The sequence below is a fragment of the Paracoccus sp. MA genome, assembly GCF_020990385.1.
In the GTDB taxonomy this organism is placed as follows: Bacteria; Pseudomonadota; Alphaproteobacteria; order Rhodobacterales; family Rhodobacteraceae; genus Paracoccus.
Window position 1 is genome coordinate 68344 of the sequence record NZ_CP087599.1, and the last position, 17583, is coordinate 85926.

The window sequence follows — 17583 nt, forward strand, 5'->3', positions numbered from 1 at the left end:
ATTTTCTTGCGCCCGGCCGCGCGGCGCGCGTAACCTTGGGCGATGGAAAGCCGGACCCCGCCCGGACGGGCCAGATTGTCGGATGTCGCGCAGCGCGCGGGCGTGTCGGCCTCGACCGTCAGCCGGGTGCTGTCCAATCCGGGGGTGGTGGCGAAGGCCACGCGCGAGGCGGTGATGCAGGCCGTGGCCGAGACCGGCTATCGCATGAACCACGCCGCGCGGAACCTGCGCAAGCAGCGGACCGGCTGCGTCGTGGCGCTGGTGCCCAATCTGGGCAATCCGTTCTTTGCCAAGATCCTGGACGGCATGGGCCGCGAACTGGCCGGCGCGGGCTATGACCTGCTGGTCGCCGACACGCTGGAGGATAGCGGGCGGCATAGGCGGCTGGACCGGTTCCTCGACCCCTCGCGGGCGGACGGGATCATCCTGCTGGACGGGCTGGCGCCCTTTGGCGACCTGGCGGGGCGCGCGGATCTGCCGCCGGTGGTCACGGCCTGCGAATGGATCGAGGGCGCGGACCTGCCCCGGGTCATGCTGGACAATCGCGAGGGCGGGCGGCTGGCCGTGGCGCATCTGCGTGCGCTTGGCCACGCGCATATCGGCCTGATCGGCGGCCCGCCCGGCAACGTGCTGCACAAGGCCCGGCGCGAGGGCGCGATGGACGCGGCGGGCGATGCGCGGATCACCGAATTTCCCGGCGATTTCACCCTGCAATCGGGGCAGCAGGCGGCGCTGGCCTGGCAGGCCCTGCCGCCCTTGGACCGCCCGACCGGCATCTTCGCCTTTTCCGACGAGATGGCCTGCGCCTTCATGTCGGGCCTTCAGCGCGCCGGGCATCATGTGCCGCGCGATGTCTCGATCGTCGGCTTCGACGATATCGAGCTGGTGTCCCATCTGGCCCCGGCGCTGACCACGATCCGCCAGCCCAAGCGCGAGATCGGCCGCAAGGCGGCGCGGATCGTGCTGGACCGCATCGCCGGGCGCGACATCCCGGCCGTGACGCTGCTGGCGCCGCTGATGATGGCGCGCGAGACGACGGCGCCGCCGCCCTGAACGGAAAAGGGGCGCCCCTGCGGACGCCCCCTTGCTGCGATATGGGCCGGCTCAGTCGGCGCTGGCCTCGTTCAGGCGCAGCCCGGCCGGGGCGCCGTGCAGGTCGTGGATCGGCGCGGCCTCGCCCCCGGCCTCGCCGGCCAGCACGCGGTCGAACTGCCCGCGGTCCAGCGCGCCTTCCCAGCGGCTGACGACGACCGTGGCCACCGCATTGCCAATGAAGTTGGTGATCGAGCGGCATTCCGACATGAAGCGGTCCACGCCCAGGATCAGCGCCATGCCGGCGACCGGCACCGTGGGCACCACCGACAGCGTCGCGGCCAGGGTGATGAAGCCCGCCCCGGTGACGCCCGCCGCGCCCTTCGACGACAGCATGGCGACCAGCAGCAGCAGGATCTGCTGTTGCAGCGTCAGGTCGGTATTGGTGGCCTGGGCGATGAACAGCGCCGCCAGCGTCATGTAGATATTGGTGCCGTCCAGATTGAAGCTGTAGCCGGTCGGCACGACCAGCCCGACCACGGAACGCTTGCAGCCGGCCTTCTCCATCTTCTCCATCAGCGAGGGCAGCGCCGATTCCGAGGACGAGGTGCCCAGCACCAGCAGGATCTCGGCCTTGAGATAGGAGATCAGCCGGAAGATCGAGAAGCCGTTGAGCATGCAGACCGTGCCCAGGATCACGATGACGAACAGGGCCGAGGTCAGGTAGAAGGTGCCGACCAGCGTCGCCAGGTTCACCACCGAGGCGATGCCGTATTTGCCGATGGTGAAGGCGAAGGCGCCGAAGGCGCCGATGGGCGCGGCCTTCATCAGGATGTCCACCATGCGGAACACGGCATGGCTGATCGCCTCGAACAGCGCCACGACCGGCTTGCCCTTGTCGCCGATCAGGATCAGGCCGATGCCGAACAGGATGGCGATGAACAGCACCTGCAGGATGTTGCCCTCGACGAAGGCCGAGGTCATCGTGGACGGGATGATGTCCATGACAAAGCCGGTCAGCGAGGATTCATGCGCCTTGGCGGCGTAATCCGAGACCTTGCTGGCATCCAGCGTCGCCGGGTCGATGTTCATGCCGGCGCCGGGCCGGATGACATTGGCAGTGACCAGCCCGACGATCAGCGCCAGGGTCGAGAAGGTCAGGAAATAGCCGAAGGCCTTGCCGACGACCGAGCCCACGCCCTTCAGCGTGCCCATGCCGGCCAGCCCGGTGACGATGGTCAGGAAGATGACGGGCGCGATGATCATCTTGACCAGCTTGATGAAGGCATCGCCCAGGGGCTTCAGCGCCTCGCCGGTCTCGGGATAGAAATGCCCGATCAGCGCGCCGGCGACGATGGCGCAAAGAACCTGGAAATAAAGATGCCTGTAAAAGGGCCGCGCTGCGTGAGCGACCGGCTCGGCCGTGGTGTCGATGTGCATGGGGCCTCCTCCGACCTGCGTATGACGACGATGTGACGGCCATGATAAATTCCCGGGCCCGGGCGCCCAAAAACCCGGCGCATGACAGCAATGCGTTGTAATCATGGCTTTTTGTCGCGCATTACCGGTCAAATCCGTGTGGTTTTCCACACAGGGCGGATCTGCTAGTGTGGAAATCCGCACAGGCGCAGCGCAAAGGAAACCATGGCCGCCACCATCGATTCGCAAGGCGAGGGCCGCCGCCTCACTCCGGGCCGGCTGCTGGTCGCGGCTGCCGTGGCGCTGGCGCTGCTGGGACTTTTGGCGCTGACCTTCCGCATCGCGCATGAAAGCGCCGCCCGGGCCCTGACCGAGCGGCTGGCGGTCAGCGCCCAGAGCCGGGTGCAGACGCTGGAAAGCGTGCTAGCCAAGCAGCGGGCCGTGGCCACGGTGCTGTCCGACGACGCCGCCGTGCGCCAGGCGCTGGCCCAGCCGTCGCAGGCCAATGTCTCGCGCGTGTCGGAAAAGCTGGAACGGTTGCAGGAACAGACCAGCAGCGCGGTGATCTATCTGCTGAATCGCGACGGCGTGGCGATCGCCGCCTCGAACTGGCACGATCCCGACAGTTTCGTCGGTTCGGATTACAGTTTCCGCAGCTATTTCAGCGAGGCCCTGCTGCGGGGCGAGGCGACGCAATTCGCGCTTGGCACGGTCAGCAGGCGGCCGGGGCTTTATCTGTCGCATGACGTGCCCGTCGGGGACGCGCCGCTGGGCGTCATCGTGGTGAAGGTGGAATTCGACGCCATGGAGCAGGGCTGGGCCCGGGCGGCCGAGACCACGCTGGTCAGCGACGCCGCCGGGCAGGTGATCCTGGCAAGTGCCCCCGGGCTGCGCTTCGCGCCGCTGCCGCCGGCCGCGGCCGGACAGGTCTCGGCCCGGCGCGAGGTGCCGGGGGCGGGCTGGGTGCTGTGGGTCCGCGCCTCTTCGGCCGAGGCGGCGCGGGCGGCGCTGCTGGCGGCGGGGACGGTCGGCTTCCTGTTCACGCTGCTGCTGGGCGGCGGGCTCTGGGGGCTGCGTGCCCGCACCCGCGCCGTCCGCCGCGCCGAGACCGAGCGCCGCTATCGCGCCGATCTGGAACGGGCGGTCGAGGCGCGCACCCGCGACCTGTCCGACGAGATGCGCGAGCGCCGCGCCGCCGAACAGCGCCTGGCGCAGCTGCAGGGCGAAATGGTGCAGGCCAACAAGCTGGCGACGCTGGGCCAGATCACCGCCGGCGTCGCGCATGAGGTGAACACACCCCTGGCCACCATCCGCCTGCTGGCCGAGAACGGCCGCCATATGCTGCCCGAGGGCGCGCCCGATCTGGATCGCAACCTGGGCCAGATCCTGCGCATGACCGACCGCATCGCCCAGATCACCACCGAGCTGCGCGGCTTTGCCCGCAAGGCCACGGGCGAGCTGGGCCCAGTTCCGCTGAAGGACGCGCTGGACGCGGCGCTGCTTCTGACCGCCAGCCGCCGCCGGGCGCAGGACATCCGGCTGATCCTGCCCGAGATCCCGCCCGACCTGCGGGTCATGGCCGAGACGGTGCGGCTGGAGCAGATCCTCGTCAACCTGATCCAGAACGCACAGGAGGCGCTGGAGGGCCGGGCCGACCCGGAAATCCGCCTTACCCTGCAAGAGGACGGGCCGGTGCTGCGGCTCAGCGTCTCGGACAACGGTCCGGGCCTTTCGCCGGGGATCGCCGCCGGCCTTTTCACCCCCTTCGCCACCAGCAAGCCCGAGGGGCTGGGCCTTGGGCTGGTGATCTCGCAAGAGATCGCGCGGGATTTCGGCGGCAGCCTCGCGGCCGAGCCGCCGCGCGCCGGCGAAGGCGCGACCTTCCATCTCGACCTGCCGAAAGCCGCATGACCGACGCACCCGCCCCCGACGCCCGCCTTGTCCGCCTTGTCGATGACGATCCCGACCTTCTGGAGGCACAGCTGCAGGCGCTGCAACTGGCCGGGTTCCGCGCCGAAGCCTTCACCGACCCGGCCGAGGCGCTTGGCGGCCTTGGCCCCGACTGGCCGGGCGTGGTGCTGTCGGATGTGCGCATGCCGGGCATGGACGGCTTCCAGCTGTTCGAGCGCATCCATGCGCTGGATCCCGACCTGCCGGTGATCCTGCTGACCGGGCACGGCGACGTGCCGATGGCGGTCGCCGCGCTGAAGCAGGGCGTCTACGACTTCCTGACCAAGCCGGTCGGCGGCGGCACGCTGGCGGCGGCGCTGGCGCGGGCGGCCTCCAGCCGGGCGCTGGTGCTGGAAAACCGCGCGCTGCGCCGCCAGCAACAGGACAGCGCCGCGCGCGAGACCCGGCTGGTCGGGCAAAGCCCCTTCATGCAGCATCTGCGCGAGACCGTCGCCCGGATGGCCGAGACCGGCGGCGACGTGCTGATCCTCGGCCCCGGCGGCTCGGGCAAGGAAACCGTGGCGCGCGCCATCCATCGCCAAAGCCCGCGCCGCGCCCGCGCCTTCGTCCATGTCGCCTGCGCCGCGCTGGACGAGGCGCGCTTCGAGACCGAGATGCTGGGCGCCGAGCCGCAGGGCCGCGCCCTCCGCGCCCCCGGACGGCTGGAGGCCGCCCATCGCGGCACGCTGTATCTGGACGAGATCGACGCGCTGGCCCCGGCCCTGCAGGCCCGCCTGCTGGCGCTGATCGAGGCGCGCGAGATCCAGCCGCCCGGCAGTGCCGCGCCCCGGCCGCTGGACCTGCGCGTCATCGCCTCAAGCCGCGCCGACCTGGAACGGCTGATGCAGGAGGGGGCGTTTCGCAGCGACCTTTATTACCGGCTCTCGGGCGTCACCCTGACCCTGCCGCCGCTGGTCGAGCGGCGCGAGGACATTCCCGCGCTGTTTAGGCATTTCCTGCTGGCGGCGGCGGCGCGGCTGAACCTGCCGGTGGCGCCGGTCACGGGCGCGGTCAAGGCGCGGCTGGCCGGCCATGGCTGGCCCGGCAACCTGCGCGAATTGCAGCAATTCGCCGAAAGCCATGCGCTGGGGCTGACGCCCTTCGATCCGCCGCAGGAGGGCGGGGAGGCGCCGGGCCTTGCCGATCTGGTCGCGGAATACGAGGCCGGGCTGATCCGCGAGGCGCTGCGGCTGGCCCAAGGCAATGCGACCCAGGCCATGACCCGGCTGCGCCTGCCGCGCAAGACCTTCTACGACAAGCTGGCGCGCCACGGCATCAAGCCCGCCGATTTCCGCCCCGGCTAAAGCGCCTGCAACCGGTCGCGCAGATGCGGCATCCGCGCCAGCGTCGCAGCCAGCCGCGCACGCCAGGACGGGCCCTGCGCCATCGCCGTCTCATAGGCGTCGCGCAGATCATCGGGGCGTTCCTCGGCCAGCGCCTCGATCAGGAACTCGGCCTGCGCGCGGTCCTTGCGCGCCTTCAGCGCATCGGGCCCCTCGCGCCGGCGGTCGGCGACGATCAGCTTGTGGATGGCGTAACGCTCGGGACGCGGCACCTGGATCAGGAAGCCGGCGCGGTATAGCAGCGGCACCCGGATCGGCTGGGCGATCAGGAAGTTCAGGTAATGCAGGCTCTGCGCCGAGACGCCAAGCGCCGGCAGGTCGCGCAGCCCCTCGGTGCCGTCGAAACAGGGGGTCAGGAACTCGACCAGCGTCTGCTGCTCGCCCTGGCGCCAGCGCCAGACCCGCTGCCCTTCGAGCGAGGGCAAGGGGTCGAAGCGCAGGTCGCGGAACACCTCGGCCAGCGGCTCGGTCACCTGGTCCCCCAGCACCAGCGACAGCCGCTCGAAACTGGCGATGTCGATGTCGTCGGTCATTGCGCTCTGGTCGAAGCCGATGCGGATGCCCAGCTCGCCCTCGTAGCAGCGGAACGCCTGGGTGCCGACCAGCGTGCCGCCCAGGCGGAACACCCCGGCCCGCGCCATGGCCGAGATCACCTGGCCCGAGCCGCGGTCGGTCATCAGGCAGCCCTCGGCCCGCAGGATGCGCATCAGCCGCGAGCGTTCGCGCTGGCTCTGCCGCTCGGCCTCGCGCAGCGCCTCCTGCCGGGCAAGACGGGCGCGCAGTTCCTCGCCGTCCTCGCCGATATAGCGGTCGACGGTCTTGTCGCCGATGCGGAAATGGTCGTACCAATAGCCCTTCTGCCCGACCTTCTTCAGCCGCGGCGTGCCGCGCAGCTCGCTGACCGCGGCATCCTTGAGATGCCGCAGCAGATCGGTCCAGGCCGCCACCGCCACCGCGGAAAGATGCTGTGCCATACCCCTACCCCACGGATTTTTTCCTGTGGGGCAGGATAGCGGAAGCGCCGCTACCCCACAATGAAATAATTGTGGGGTAAGTTGCTCCTCCGCAGAAGCCGGGCCGCGCCGCGCCCGAACGTCGCCGCGCAAACCGTCAGGGATCGGCGCCGCCGGGCGCCGGGCACGGATGGCAAAGGTCCGGCGCGGTCGGGGGCGAGCGGCTGCCGTGCTCGGCCATCCAGGCCAGCGCCCCGGCCAGCACCGCATCGTGCACCGCGGCGCCGATCGCCTCGCCCAGGGCGGTGTGCAGCCCGGCGAAGGCCGTGCCGCCGGCATCGCAGGCCACAGCGATGCAATCGGTGCCGGTGCCGGTAGCGCGCCCGGTCGGCAGCTCGATTCCGGCGCTCAGGATGGCGGCGGTGCGGGCCTCGGCGACGATGCTCAGCGCCTCGATCATCGCGGCATCGGTCAGCCCCTCCTCGACCAGCAGGACGATGTTGATCGTGCCATGGCCGCGCGGCGGCACCATGCGGCGGCGGCCGACCCGCTCGGCATTGCCCAGCCCCACGGTGGCAAGGCAGGCCACCGGGCCGGCACAGGCCAGCCGGTGATGGCGCAGCGCGCGCGAGGTCATCATGCCCACCGCCCCGGCATGGCCGATCCGCGCCATCTCGGCCGCCAGCCAGCGGGTCGCGTCCAGTTCGGGGCCCAGTTCGGCGTCGCGGACCTGGCGCAGCAGGATATGCCGCGCCGCCTCGAAGCCGGGGCGGTGCGGGGCAAAGGACAGGACCCGCCGCTGCCGCCCCAGATCGGCCAGAAGCCAGGGCGGGGTCAGCCTGACCCGCAAAACCGTTCCTGCCGCCGTCATCCCGTCCCCCGCCGCCGGTTCCGGCCCGGTTTGCGCCATCGCGCGGCGACGATCAAGCGCGCGTAGCAAATGCCGCGGCGCGTGCTATGATCGGCCGAACCCGCCTGCCAGTCTGGGAACCATGTCATGTGTGAAGTCTTCTCGCGCCAGGACCCGCGCCGCTATCAGCCGGTGACCCGCAAGCTGCGGCTGAACGGGCAAAGCACCTCGATCCGGCTGGAACAGGCCTTCTGGGACATCATCGACGAGATCGCCGCCGGCGAGGGCATGGCCACGCCCGCCTTCCTGTCCACGCTGCAATCCGAGGTGCTGCAGCTGGGCGGCGAGCCGGTGAATTTCACCTCGCTCCTGCGCTGCGCCTGCCTGGTGCAGCTGGAGCTGCGCGGCCGCGGCGCGCAGGATTTCCGCAAGGCGGCGCAGCGGGTGGCGCAGGCGGCCTGATCCCCGCCCGGCCGGCGCCAAGGAAGAAAAGGCCCGAAAAACCGCCACGTGGTAGCATGATGCTACCCGCAGGGCCCCGGCGCTTCCGATACTGGTGCAAAGATCGGAAAAAGGGGTCCGCATGGCCAAGATGATTCACTCGATGATCCGCGTGACGGATGAGGCGCGCTCGCTGGCCTTCTACAAGGCGGCCTTCGGGCTGGAGCCGGTCGAGCGGCTGGATTTCGACAGCTTCACGCTGGTCTATCTGGCCAATGCCGAAAGCACCTTCGAGCTGGAGCTGACCATCAACAAGGGCCGCCAGCAGCCCTATGAGCTGGGCGACGGCTACGGCCATCTGGCCGTCTCGGTCGAGGATGTCGCGGCCGAGCACCGGCGGCTGACCGATCTGGGTCTGGCCCCGCGCAAGCTGGTGGATTTCGCCCCCGGCGGCGAGGTCATCGCCCGCTTCTTCTTCATCAAGGACCCGGACGGATACGAGATCGAGGTGCTGCAGCGCGCAGGCCGTTACCTCTAGGCAGGCAGCCCGCCGGGAGGGGCGGGCCAACCAACTCAGGGAGGAGTGAGATGACTGTCACCCACATATCCCCCTCTGGCAGCGATGTCAGGGGGTTGACCCGGCGCGGCCTGCTGGCGCGTGCCATGGCGGCGGGGGCGACCTTCGTGGTCGGCTCGGGCTTCGTCGCCGCCCGCGATGCGGCCTGGGCGGTCGAGACCGCGGCGCTGAAGCCCGAGACCATGGCGGTGCTGATCCAGATGGCCCGCGACATCTATCCGCATGACCGCATCGCCGACCGCTTCTATGCCATCGCCGTCAAGGCGCATGACAATCCCGAACAGGCGCAGATGATCGAGGAGGGCGTGGCCGGGCTGAACCTCGTCGCGCAGGCGCAGGGCTTCGACGGCTACCTGGCCGCGGGCTGGGAAAAGGACCGCGTCGCCATGCTGCGCCTGATCGAGCACACGCCCTTTTTCCAGACCGTGCGCGCCGGGCTGGTGACCGGGCTCTACAACCAGAAAGAGGTCTGGCCGGTCTTCGGCTACGAGGGCGAAAGCTTCTCGCAGGGCGGCTATATCGAGCGCGGCTTCAACGACATCGACTGGCTGTGAGGGGAGGCGGACATGGCTGACAATGTGGCGAAATTCGGGCATGACGACGCCTCGGTCGTGGTCGTGATCGGCACCGGCTCGGGCGGCGGCGTGCTGGCCAACGAGCTGGCGCAAAGGGGCGTCAAGGTCGTGGCGCTGGAGGCGGGCGGCCGCTACCTGCCCGAGGATTACATCAACGACGAATGGGACAGTTTCGCGCAGCTGAGCTGGGGCGACATGCGCACCACCTCGGGCGACTGGCGGGTGGCGCGGGACTTTGCCAACCTGCCGGCCTGGATCGTCAAGGCGGTCGGCGGCACCTCGATCCACTGGGCCGGGGCCTCGCTGCGCTTTCAGGAACACGAGTTCAAGGCGCTGACGACCTATGGCCCGGTCGATGGCGCGAACCTGCTGGACTGGCCGATCACCCTGGCCGAGCTGGAACCCTATTACGATCTGGCCGAGAAGAAGCTGGGCGTCACCCGCACCAACGACCTGCCCGGCCTGCCGGGGAACAACAACTACCTGGTGCTTGAAAAGGGCGCCAAGGCCGCAGGCTACAGCAAGGTCTCGACCGGGCGCATGGCGATCAATTCGGTCGAGAACGACGACCGCATGGCCTGCCAGCAGACCGGCTTCTGCTTCCAGGGCTGCAAATGGGGCGCGAAATGGTCGGCGGCCTATACCGACATCCCGCGCGGCGAGGCGACCGGCAATCTGGAAGTGCGCGACCATAGCCACGCCACCCGCATCGAGCATGACGAGGACGGCAAGGTCACCGGCGTGCGCTATATCGACAGGGACGGAACCGAGCAGTTCCAGCGCGCCCGCATCGTCGCGCTGGCCGGCAATTCCATCGAAAGCCCGCGGCTGCTGCTGGCCTCGGCCTCGGACCGCTTCCCGGACGGGCTGGCGAACAGTTCGGGCCAGGTCGGCCGCAACTACACGCGCCACACCACCGGCTCGGTCTATGCGATCTTCGAGCGCCCGGTGCGGATATGGCGCGGCACCACCATGGCCGGCATCGTGCAGGACGAGGCGCATCACGACCCCTCGCGCGGCTTCGTCGGCGGCTATGAACTGGAGACTCTGGCCCTGGGCATCCCCTTCATGGCGGCCTTCATGGACCCCGGCGGCTGGGGGCGTGAGTTCACCACGGCGCTGGACAGCTACGAGAACATGGCCGGCCTGTGGATCGTGGGCGAGGACTTGCCGCAAGAGACGAACCGCATCACCCTGAACCGCAGCGAAAAGGACCGTTTCGGCCTGCCGGTGCCGAACGTGCATTACGACGACCATCCCAACGACATCGCCATGCGCAACCATGCCTATGCCGCGGGCGAGCGGATCTATCGCGCGGCCGGGGCGACGCGCATCCTGCCGACGCCGCCCTACCCGTCCACGCATAACCTCGGCACCAACCGCATGTCGGACAATCCGCGCGACGGGGTGGTGAACAAATGGGGCCAGGCGCATGACGTCCCGAACCTGTTCGTGTCGGACGGTTCGGTCTTCACCACCTCGGCGGCCGAGAACCCGACGCTGACCATCGTCGCGCTGGCGATCCGCCAGGCCGAGCATATCGCCGCCGAGATGGAGAAAGGCGCGCTTTGACCGAGAAGCGGCCCGCCCTTGCCCGGGCGGGCCGTCCATGCCGGGACGGGCGCGGCCCTAGCTGGCCGTCCGCGCCTTCAGCTGCTTGGCATAGGGCAGCTCGATGTTGATCTCCAGGCTCGACAGATCGTCGCTGCGCTCCAGCTTGACATCCACGGCGTCGCTGTCGATCTCCATGTGCCGGCGCACCACTTCCAAGATGTCGCGCTGCAGCAGGGGCAGGAAATCCGGATTGGACCCGCCGCTGGAACGCTCATGCGCAAGCAGGATCTGCAGGCGCTCCTTGGCGGTCTGCGCCGAACTGGGCTTTCGCTGGCGGAATGAGAAACCGAACATGGTCAGGCCGTCCGTCCCAGAAGCCGCTGGAAGAAGCCGCGGCGCTGCTCGCCGGGGTTCACCCGCATCTCGATCTGCTCGCCGACCAGCCGGCCGACGGCGTCCATATAGGCCTTGCCGGCCGGCGATTTCTCATCCAGCGACACCGGCGTGCCCTCGTTCGAAGCCTTCAGCACCGAGGTGCTTTCCGGGATGATGCCCAGCAGCGGGATGGCCAGGATCTCCAGCACGTCCTGCACGCTCATCATCTCGCCGCTGGCCGAGCGGTTCTGGTCAAAGCGGGTCAGCAGCAGCTGCGCCTTGACCGCGCTGCCGTCGCCCTTTTCGGCCAGCGCCGTCTTGCTGTTCAACAGCCCCAGCACCCGGTCGCTGTCGCGGACCGAGGAAACCTCGGGGTTGGTCACCACCACCGCCTCGTCGGCGAAATACATCGCCAGATGCGCGCCGCGCTCGATCCCGGCGGGGCTGTCGCAGACGATATAGTCGAAATCCTCGCGCAGCTCGTCCAGCACCTTCTTGACGCCCTCTTGCGTCAGCGCGTCCTTGTCGCGGGTCTGCGAGGTCGGCAGGACATGCAGGTTCTCAAGCCGACGGTCCTTGATCAGCGCCTGCTTCAGCTTGGCATCGCCCTGGATGACGTTGATGAAATCGAAGACCACGCGCCGCTCGCAGCCCATGATCATGTCCAGGTTGCGCAGGCCCACGTCGAAGTCGATGACGACCGTCTTGTGGCCGCGCATGGCCAGCCCCGCGCCGATGGCCGCCGAGGAGGTGGTCTTGCCGACGCCGCCCTTGCCAGAGGTGACTACGATAACCTTGCTCACGAGCGTTTCCTTTCGATCATGGGTCATGTGAGGGACTCGATGCGCAGCACCTCGCCCTGAAGATAGACCTGCACATGCTGCCGCGGCGTGTCGGGCCCCAGATTCTCGCTGGTGCGGTAGAGGCCGGCGATGGCCAGCAGCTCGGCATCCAGCGCATGGCAGAAGATCCGCGCCGAGGCATCGCCATGCACCCCGGCCAGCGCCCGGCCGCGCAGCCGGCCGTAGATATGGATGTTGCCCGCCGCGATCACCTCGGCCCCCGAGCCGACCGAGCCCACGACGATCAGGTCGCCGCGATCGGCAAAGACCGTCTGGCCCGAGCGCACCGGCTGGGTGACCATGCGGTTCGCAGGCTCCTTCGCCGCCGGGGCCGGGGCGGGCTCGCGCACGGGTTCGGGGCGGCTGCCCTGCCGCGAGACGCGCTCCAGCGCGATGTCGCGGCCGCCGGGCAACGAGATCAGCCCGGCTTCGGCCGCCGCCCGGGCCTGCGCGGCCGTGCCGCTTTGCACACCAAAGACCGACAGCTTGCGCCGGCGCAGCTCGGCGGTCAGCTGAATCAGCTCGGCGGCGCTGTCCAGCCCCTGGGCCTGCTCCAGGTCCACCACCAGGGGCGCGTTGTCGAAGAACAGCGGCGTCTGGTTCAGCCGTGCCTCCAGCGCCTCGAAGAAGGCCCGGTCCGGCCGGCCGGACAGATGCAGCGCGATGGCCGTGAAGGTGCGGCCGCGGATCTGTAAAGGCTTCACGGTCGCGACGGTCTGGGCCGCGCTTTTGCCGGATTGCATCACTGTGCTCGGTTCTGCTCTGTTCTTGCGTGTGACGCGGGCGGGCGCGCCCGCGCTTTTGCCGGTCTTCCTAATACGTCCGGGCGCCAGCGTCCATTGGCAACTGGCGCCGCGCGCGGATTCAGCGGAACCATGCCGGCGCAAAAGGCGAATTTGCGCAGGAATCCGTCGCCCGCGCCGGCCGCCGGGCGCGGCCGGGCGCGAATCAGCCCTCGGCCCGGCGGCGGATGCCCAGCAGCTGGTAAAGCAGCAGCGCCGCAAAGGTCGAGGTGCCGATGCCCCCCAGCGCGAAGCTGCCGATGGTGACGGTGAAGTCGCCGGCGCCGAAGATCAGCGCCACGCCCACCGTGAACAGGTTGCGCGGGTCCGAGAAATCGACCCGGTTGTCCACCCAGATCCGCGCCATGGCCGAGGCGATCAGGCCGAAGACGCAGACCGCAAGCCCGGCCAGCACCGGCGCCGGGATGGTCTGCAGGATGGCGCCGAATTTCGGCGACAGGCCCAGCAGGATCGCGATGGCGGCCGCCATGGGAAAGATCAGCGTCGAATAGACCCGGGTCATCGCCATCACGCCGATATTCTCGGCATAGGTGGTGACGCCGGTGCCGCCGCCCGCGCCGGCCAGCATGGTGGCCAGCCCGTCCCCCAGAAAGCCTCGGCCGATATAGCGGTCCATGTTCTGCCCGGTGATCGCGCCCAGGGCCTTGATATGGCCCAGGTTCTCGGCCACCAGCACGATGGCGACCGGGGCGATCAGGGTGATCGCCGACCATTCGAAACGCGGCGCGGTGAAATTCGGCACGCCGAACCAGGGCGCGGCGGCGACGGCGGCGAAATCGATGCCCGGCACCAGCCCCAGCCCGTTGCCGCAAACCAGCACCAGCGCATAGCCAAACAGCAGCGCGATCAGCACCGCGATCCTGCGCGTCGCCTGCCGGCCGTAGACCGAGACCAGCGCCATGCACAGCACCGTCGCCGCGGCGATGGCCAGATGCGCGTGGCTGCCGGTCAGCTGCCGGACCGCCACCGGCGCCAGGTTCAGGCCGATGGACATGCCGATGGCCCCGGTCACCGCCGGCGGCATCAGCCGCTCGACCCAGGCCGAGCCGATGGCCATGACGATCAGGCCGATCAGCGCATAGACGAGGCCGGCGGCGACGATGCCGCCAAGCGCCACGGCGATGTTGGGGTTCGCGCCCTGCCCGGCAAAGCCGGTCGCCGCCATGATGACCGCGATGAAGGCGAAGGACGAGCCCAGATAGCTGGGCACGCGCCCGCCGGTGACCAGGAAGAACAGCAGCGTGCCGATGCCGGAAAAGAACACCGCGACATTGGGGTCGAAACCCATGATCAGCGGCGCCAGAATGGTCGAGCCGGACATCGCCAGCAGGTGCTGCAGGCTCATCGGCAGGGCCTGGGCCAGCGGCAGCTTTTCATCGGGTAGCACCGTGGCGCCGGCGGCCGGGCGCCAGTCAGGAAAATAGCCCATCACGTCCCTCGGGGATTCGGTTGCGTGCCCAGGCTAATGCGGGGCTTTGCCGGAAAAGGCCAGTGGCAACCCTGCGTGATCCCGCCGCCCCCGCGACCGCCCCGCCCAGGGCCGCGGGCCGGGCGCGGAGGAACGATCTTCTCTGCCGGCCGGCCCCCGCGACAAGCCCCGTCTCCGGCGGCGCCCGAGTTTGGAATGGCCGAGCTGGGGGCGCGGGCCTATGTTTTCACTACCAACCAAGTCGTCTTTTAGGGAAATGCCCGTGCCTGGACCCCGTTTCGTCGCCTTCGCCGGCTCCTGGAGCCGCCCCTCGAAAACCCGCCTGCTGGTGGCCGAGGCCGCAGATCGCGCCGTCGCCCGTTTCGGCGGCAGCGCGCATGTCTTCGACATCGGCGATCTGGGGGCGGATTTCGGCACGCTGCGCCAGCCGCATGGTTCCGGGCTGCGCCCGCATTTGGACGCCTTTCTGCAGGCCGATGCGCTGATCGTCGCCAGCCCGGTCCACAAGGGTAGCTATACCGGATTGTTCAAGCATTTCATCGATCTGCTGGACCCGGCCGCATTGGCCGGCAAGCCGGTTCTGCTGGCGGCGACCGGCGGCGGCGATCGTCATGCGCTGGTGATCGAACACCAGCTCCGGCCGGTCTTCGGCTTTTTCGAGGCCCATACGCTGGCGACGGGGCTCTATGTCTCGTCCTCGGATTTCGACGGCGAGGCGCTGGCTTCCGGATCCGCCTCGCAGCGGCTGGACCGGGCGGTGGCGCAGTTCGCCGCGCATCTTCCCAGCCGGCAGGCGGCGCCCCTGCGCGCAGCGGGCTGAATTGTCGGAGCGATCATGACCATTCCAGCGAAAAAGCGCATCATCCTCAACGCCTTCGACATGACCTGCGTCGGCCATCAGGCGGCGGGGACGTGGCGGCATCCCTCCAGCCAGGCCTGGCGCTACAACGATCTGGAATACTGGACCAACCTCGCCGTCGAGCTTGAGCGCGGCTGCTTCGACACGCTGTTCATCGCCGATGTGGTGGGGGTCTACGACGTCTATCGCGGCTCGGCCGAGGCGGCGCTGCGCGACGCGGCGCAGGTGCCGGTGAACGATCCGTTCGGGGCGATCTCGGCCATGGCGGCGGTGACGCGGGATCTCGGCTTCGGCATCACCGCGGCGGTGACCTTCGAGCATCCCTATCTGCTGGCGCGCCGGCTTTCGACGCTGGACCACCTGAGCAAGGGCCGGGTGGCCTGGAACGTGGTCTCCTCCTACCTGGACAGCGCCGCGAGGAATATCGGCATGGAGCGCCAGATCGCCCATGACGCCCGCTACGACCTGGCCGAGGAATACATGGAAGTCGCCTACAAGCTGTGGGAGGGCAGCTGGGAGGACGGCGCCGTCCTGCGCGACAAGGAAAGGGGCATCTTCACCGACGCGCGCAAGGTCCATCCGATCCGGCACGAGGGCGAGTATTTCAAGGTTCCCGGCTTCCATCTTTGCGAGCCCTCGCCGCAGCGCACGCCGGTGATCTTCCAGGCCGGGGCCAGTTCGCGCGGCCGGCAGTTCGCGGCGCGCCATGCCGAGGCGATGTTCGTGCTGGCGACCAGCCCCGGGACGGCGCGGAAGCTGACCGATGCCATCCGCGCCGAGGTGGCCGAGGCCGGACGCGAACCGGACAGCCTGAAGATCTTCGCCCTGCTGACCGTCGTCACCGGCCCGACCGACGAGGCCGCGCGGCGCAAGTATGAGGAATACCTGGATTATGCCAGCGCCGAGGGGGCGCTGGCGCTTTACGGCGGCTGGACCGGGCTGGACTTCTCGACGCTCGACCCCGACCAGCCGCTGGCGGCGGTAGAGAACGACAGCCTGCGCACCACGCTGGAATCGCTGGCGGCCGACGGCGAAGCCTGGACGGTGCGCGACGTGATCCGCAGGCGCTCGATCGGCGGACTCGGCCCGGTGCTGGTCGGCGGGCCGCAAACCGTGGCCGACGCGCTGGAGAAATGGGTCGACGAGGGCGGCGTGGACGGGTTCAACCTGGCCTATGCCGTCACCCCGGCCTCGACCACGGATTTCATCGACTTCGTGGTGCCCGAGCTGCGCAAGCGCGGCCGGGCGCAGACGGAATACGCGTCCGGCACGCTGCGCGAAAAGCTGCTGGGCGACCCGGGCGGCCGGGTGCGCGACAGCCATCCCGCCGCGCAATGGCGCCGGCACTACATCGGTCGCGAAAGCGTCGCCGATGCCAGCCGCCCCTCGGCATTCGAGGGAACGGACCCGCGTTACACGGAGGCTGCGGAATGACCACGCCGGAGGTTTTCTGGTTCCTGCCCAGCTCGGGCGACACGCGCTATCTGGGCATCTCGGATTTCGGCCGCGCGCCCAGCACCGCCTATCTGCGCGACATCGGCACCACGGTGGACCGGCTGGGCTATGACGGCATGCTGATCCCGACCGGGGCAAGCTGTCTCGATCCCTGGGTGGCGGCGGCGGCGCTGGCGCCCGTGACGCAGCGGGTCAAGCTGCTGGTGGCGCTGCGCACCTCGATCAGCGGCCCGACCGCCGCGGCGCGGCAGGCGGCGTCGCTGGACGAGGCGCTTAGCGGGCGGCTGCTGCTGAACGTGGTGCCGGGCGGCGACCCGCGCGAACTGGCCGCCGACGGCGCCTTCTTCAGCCATGACGGCCGCTATGAGAACGCCGAGGAGTTCCTGACGGTCTGGAAGCGGCTGATGCAGGGCGAAACGGTAGATTTCCACGGCAAGCACATCCGCGTCGAGGGGGCGAGGAACTTCCATCCCGGCCCGCAGGCACCCTATCCGCCGCTGTATTTCGGCGGCTCTTCCGAGGCGGCGCACGAGTTGGCCGGCAAGCATGTCGATGCCTATCTGACCTGGGGCGAGCCGCGCCCGGCCGTGGCCGCGAAGATCGCCGATGTGCGGGCCCGCGCCGCGAAACACGGCCGCAAGGTCCGCTTCGGCATCCGCCTGCACGCCATCGTGCGCGAGACCGAGGCCGAGGCCTGGGCCGAGGCCGAGCGCCTGATCAGCCGCCTGACCGACGACGACATCGCCCGGGCGCAGGCGAATTACGCGACCATGGATTCGGTCGGGCAGCGCCGCATGGCCGCGCTGCACGGGGGGAGCCGCGACAAGCTGGAGATCGCGCCGAATCTCTGGGCCGGGGTCGGGCTGGTGCGTGGTGGCGCCGGCACGGCCCTGGTCGGCGACCCCGAGACGGTCGCGGCGCGGATGCGCGAATACCAAGAGCTGGGCATCGAGACCTTCATCATGTCCGGCTATCCGCATCTGGAAGAATCGATCCGCTTTGCCGAGCTGGTCTTTCCGCTGCTGGGCAAGCAGGCGGTGACGCTGCGCGGCAGCAGCCAGACCGGCGGCGCCTTCGACATTCGCGCCCGCGCCGCCTCCTGAGCAATGCCATGGGCTTTCCCTTC

The 17583-nt window shown here is 69.3% G+C and carries 17 protein-coding genes; 10 read left to right on the forward strand and 7 right to left on the reverse strand.

Annotated features, from left to right (window positions below; genetic code table 11):
• The first annotated feature begins 42 nt into the window (after window positions 1-42).
• Window positions 43-1053: a LacI family DNA-binding transcriptional regulator gene (locus LOS78_RS19305; RefSeq protein ID WP_230378798.1), complete on the forward strand. Its 1011-nt coding sequence runs from the start codon at window positions 43-45 to the stop codon at window positions 1051-1053.
• A gap of 51 nt (window positions 1054-1104) precedes the next feature.
• Here LOS78_RS19305 and LOS78_RS19310 read toward each other — a convergent pair whose 3' ends face one another.
• The gene (locus tag LOS78_RS19310) at window positions 1105-2472 is read right to left on the reverse strand and encodes a dicarboxylate/amino acid:cation symporter (protein ID WP_230378799.1); all 1368 of its coding nucleotides are present in this window, start codon (window positions 2470-2472) and stop codon (window positions 1105-1107) included.
• 204 nt (window positions 2473-2676) lie between these two features.
• On the opposite strand from LOS78_RS19310, the gene LOS78_RS19315 reads away from it, so the two are divergent.
• Together LOS78_RS19315 and LOS78_RS19320 are read left to right on the forward strand one after the other, a co-directional pair.
• Window positions 2677-4362: an ATP-binding protein gene (locus LOS78_RS19315; protein ID WP_230378800.1), complete on the forward strand. Its 1686-nt coding sequence runs from the start codon at window positions 2677-2679 to the stop codon at window positions 4360-4362.
• Window positions 4359-5705 carry a sigma-54 dependent transcriptional regulator gene (locus tag LOS78_RS19320; RefSeq protein WP_230378801.1) on the forward strand — a complete coding sequence of 449 codons (1347 nt, stop codon included), beginning with the start codon at window positions 4359-4361 and terminating at the stop codon, window positions 5703-5705. Before LOS78_RS19315 ends, LOS78_RS19320 begins: the two co-directional genes overlap by 4 nt.
• Here LOS78_RS19320 and LOS78_RS19325 read toward each other — a convergent pair.
• Both LOS78_RS19325 and LOS78_RS19330 read right to left on the reverse strand, forming a co-directional pair.
• Complete coding sequence (locus tag LOS78_RS19325) at window positions 5702-6718, reverse strand: GSU2403 family nucleotidyltransferase fold protein (RefSeq protein WP_230378802.1); 1017 nt, start codon at window positions 6716-6718, stop codon at window positions 5702-5704. The two genes, LOS78_RS19320 and LOS78_RS19325, sit on opposite strands and share 4 nt — an antisense overlap.
• A 136-nt stretch (window positions 6719-6854) precedes the next feature.
• Complete coding sequence (locus tag LOS78_RS19330; protein ID WP_230378803.1) at window positions 6855-7568, reverse strand: adenosylcobinamide amidohydrolase; 714 nt, start codon at window positions 7566-7568, stop codon at window positions 6855-6857.
• Between the two features lie 126 nt (window positions 7569-7694).
• On the opposite strand from LOS78_RS19330, the gene LOS78_RS19335 reads away from it, so the two are divergent.
• The 4 genes from LOS78_RS19335 (at window position 7695) to LOS78_RS19350 (ending at window position 10712) form a co-directional block, all read left to right on the forward strand.
• A complete protein-coding gene (locus LOS78_RS19335; protein WP_028712982.1) occupies window positions 7695-8009 on the forward strand; it encodes a ribbon-helix-helix domain-containing protein in 315 nt (104 codons plus the stop codon).
• 121 nt (window positions 8010-8130) lie between these two features.
• A complete protein-coding gene (locus LOS78_RS19340) occupies window positions 8131-8526 on the forward strand; it encodes a VOC family protein (RefSeq protein ID WP_230378804.1) in 396 nt (131 codons plus the stop codon).
• Window positions 8527-8576: 50 nt separating this feature from the next.
• On the forward strand, window positions 8577-9119 hold the full coding sequence (locus LOS78_RS19345; protein WP_028712984.1) for a twin-arginine translocation pathway signal: 543 nt from the start codon (window positions 8577-8579) through the stop codon (window positions 9117-9119).
• Between the two features lie 12 nt (window positions 9120-9131).
• Window positions 9132-10712: a GMC family oxidoreductase gene (locus LOS78_RS19350; RefSeq protein WP_230378805.1), complete on the forward strand. Its 1581-nt coding sequence runs from the start codon at window positions 9132-9134 to the stop codon at window positions 10710-10712.
• A gap of 57 nt (window positions 10713-10769) precedes the next feature.
• On the opposite strand, the gene minE is transcribed toward LOS78_RS19350, so the two are convergent.
• From minE to LOS78_RS19370, 4 genes are all read right to left on the reverse strand, one after another.
• A complete protein-coding gene (minE, locus tag LOS78_RS19355) occupies window positions 10770-11048 on the reverse strand; it encodes a cell division topological specificity factor MinE (protein WP_028712986.1) in 279 nt (92 codons plus the stop codon).
• 2 nt (window positions 11049-11050) lie between these two features.
• Window positions 11051-11872 (reverse strand): septum site-determining protein MinD, encoded by an 822-nt coding sequence (gene minD, locus LOS78_RS19360; protein WP_084637825.1) that lies wholly within the window; start codon window positions 11870-11872, stop codon window positions 11051-11053.
• A gap of 23 nt (window positions 11873-11895) precedes the next feature.
• Complete coding sequence (minC, locus tag LOS78_RS19365; protein ID WP_230378806.1) at window positions 11896-12654, reverse strand: septum site-determining protein MinC; 759 nt, start codon at window positions 12652-12654, stop codon at window positions 11896-11898.
• A 205-nt stretch (window positions 12655-12859) separates the two neighbouring features.
• Window positions 12860-14143, reverse strand: a complete 1284-nt coding sequence (locus LOS78_RS19370) for a solute carrier family 23 protein (protein WP_230378807.1) — start codon at window positions 14141-14143, stop codon at window positions 12860-12862.
• A 262-nt stretch (window positions 14144-14405) separates the two neighbouring features.
• Here LOS78_RS19370 and LOS78_RS19375 point away from each other — a divergent pair, with 262 nt between their 5' ends.
• Genes LOS78_RS19375 through ssuD form a run of 3 tightly spaced genes read left to right on the forward strand, consistent with a single transcriptional unit; the run spans window position 14406 to window position 17560 of the window.
• A complete protein-coding gene (locus LOS78_RS19375; RefSeq protein ID WP_028712990.1) occupies window positions 14406-14963 on the forward strand; it encodes an NAD(P)H-dependent oxidoreductase in 558 nt (185 codons plus the stop codon).
• Window positions 14964-14978: 15 nt separating this feature from the next.
• On the forward strand, window positions 14979-16436 hold the full coding sequence (locus LOS78_RS19380) for an LLM class flavin-dependent oxidoreductase (protein WP_230378808.1): 1458 nt from the start codon (window positions 14979-14981) through the stop codon (window positions 16434-16436).
• Complete coding sequence (ssuD, locus tag LOS78_RS19385) at window positions 16433-17560, forward strand: FMNH2-dependent alkanesulfonate monooxygenase (RefSeq protein ID WP_230378809.1); 1128 nt, start codon at window positions 16433-16435, stop codon at window positions 17558-17560. The genes LOS78_RS19380 and ssuD overlap by 4 nt, the downstream gene beginning before the upstream one ends.
• Window positions 17561-17583 lie beyond the last annotated feature (23 nt).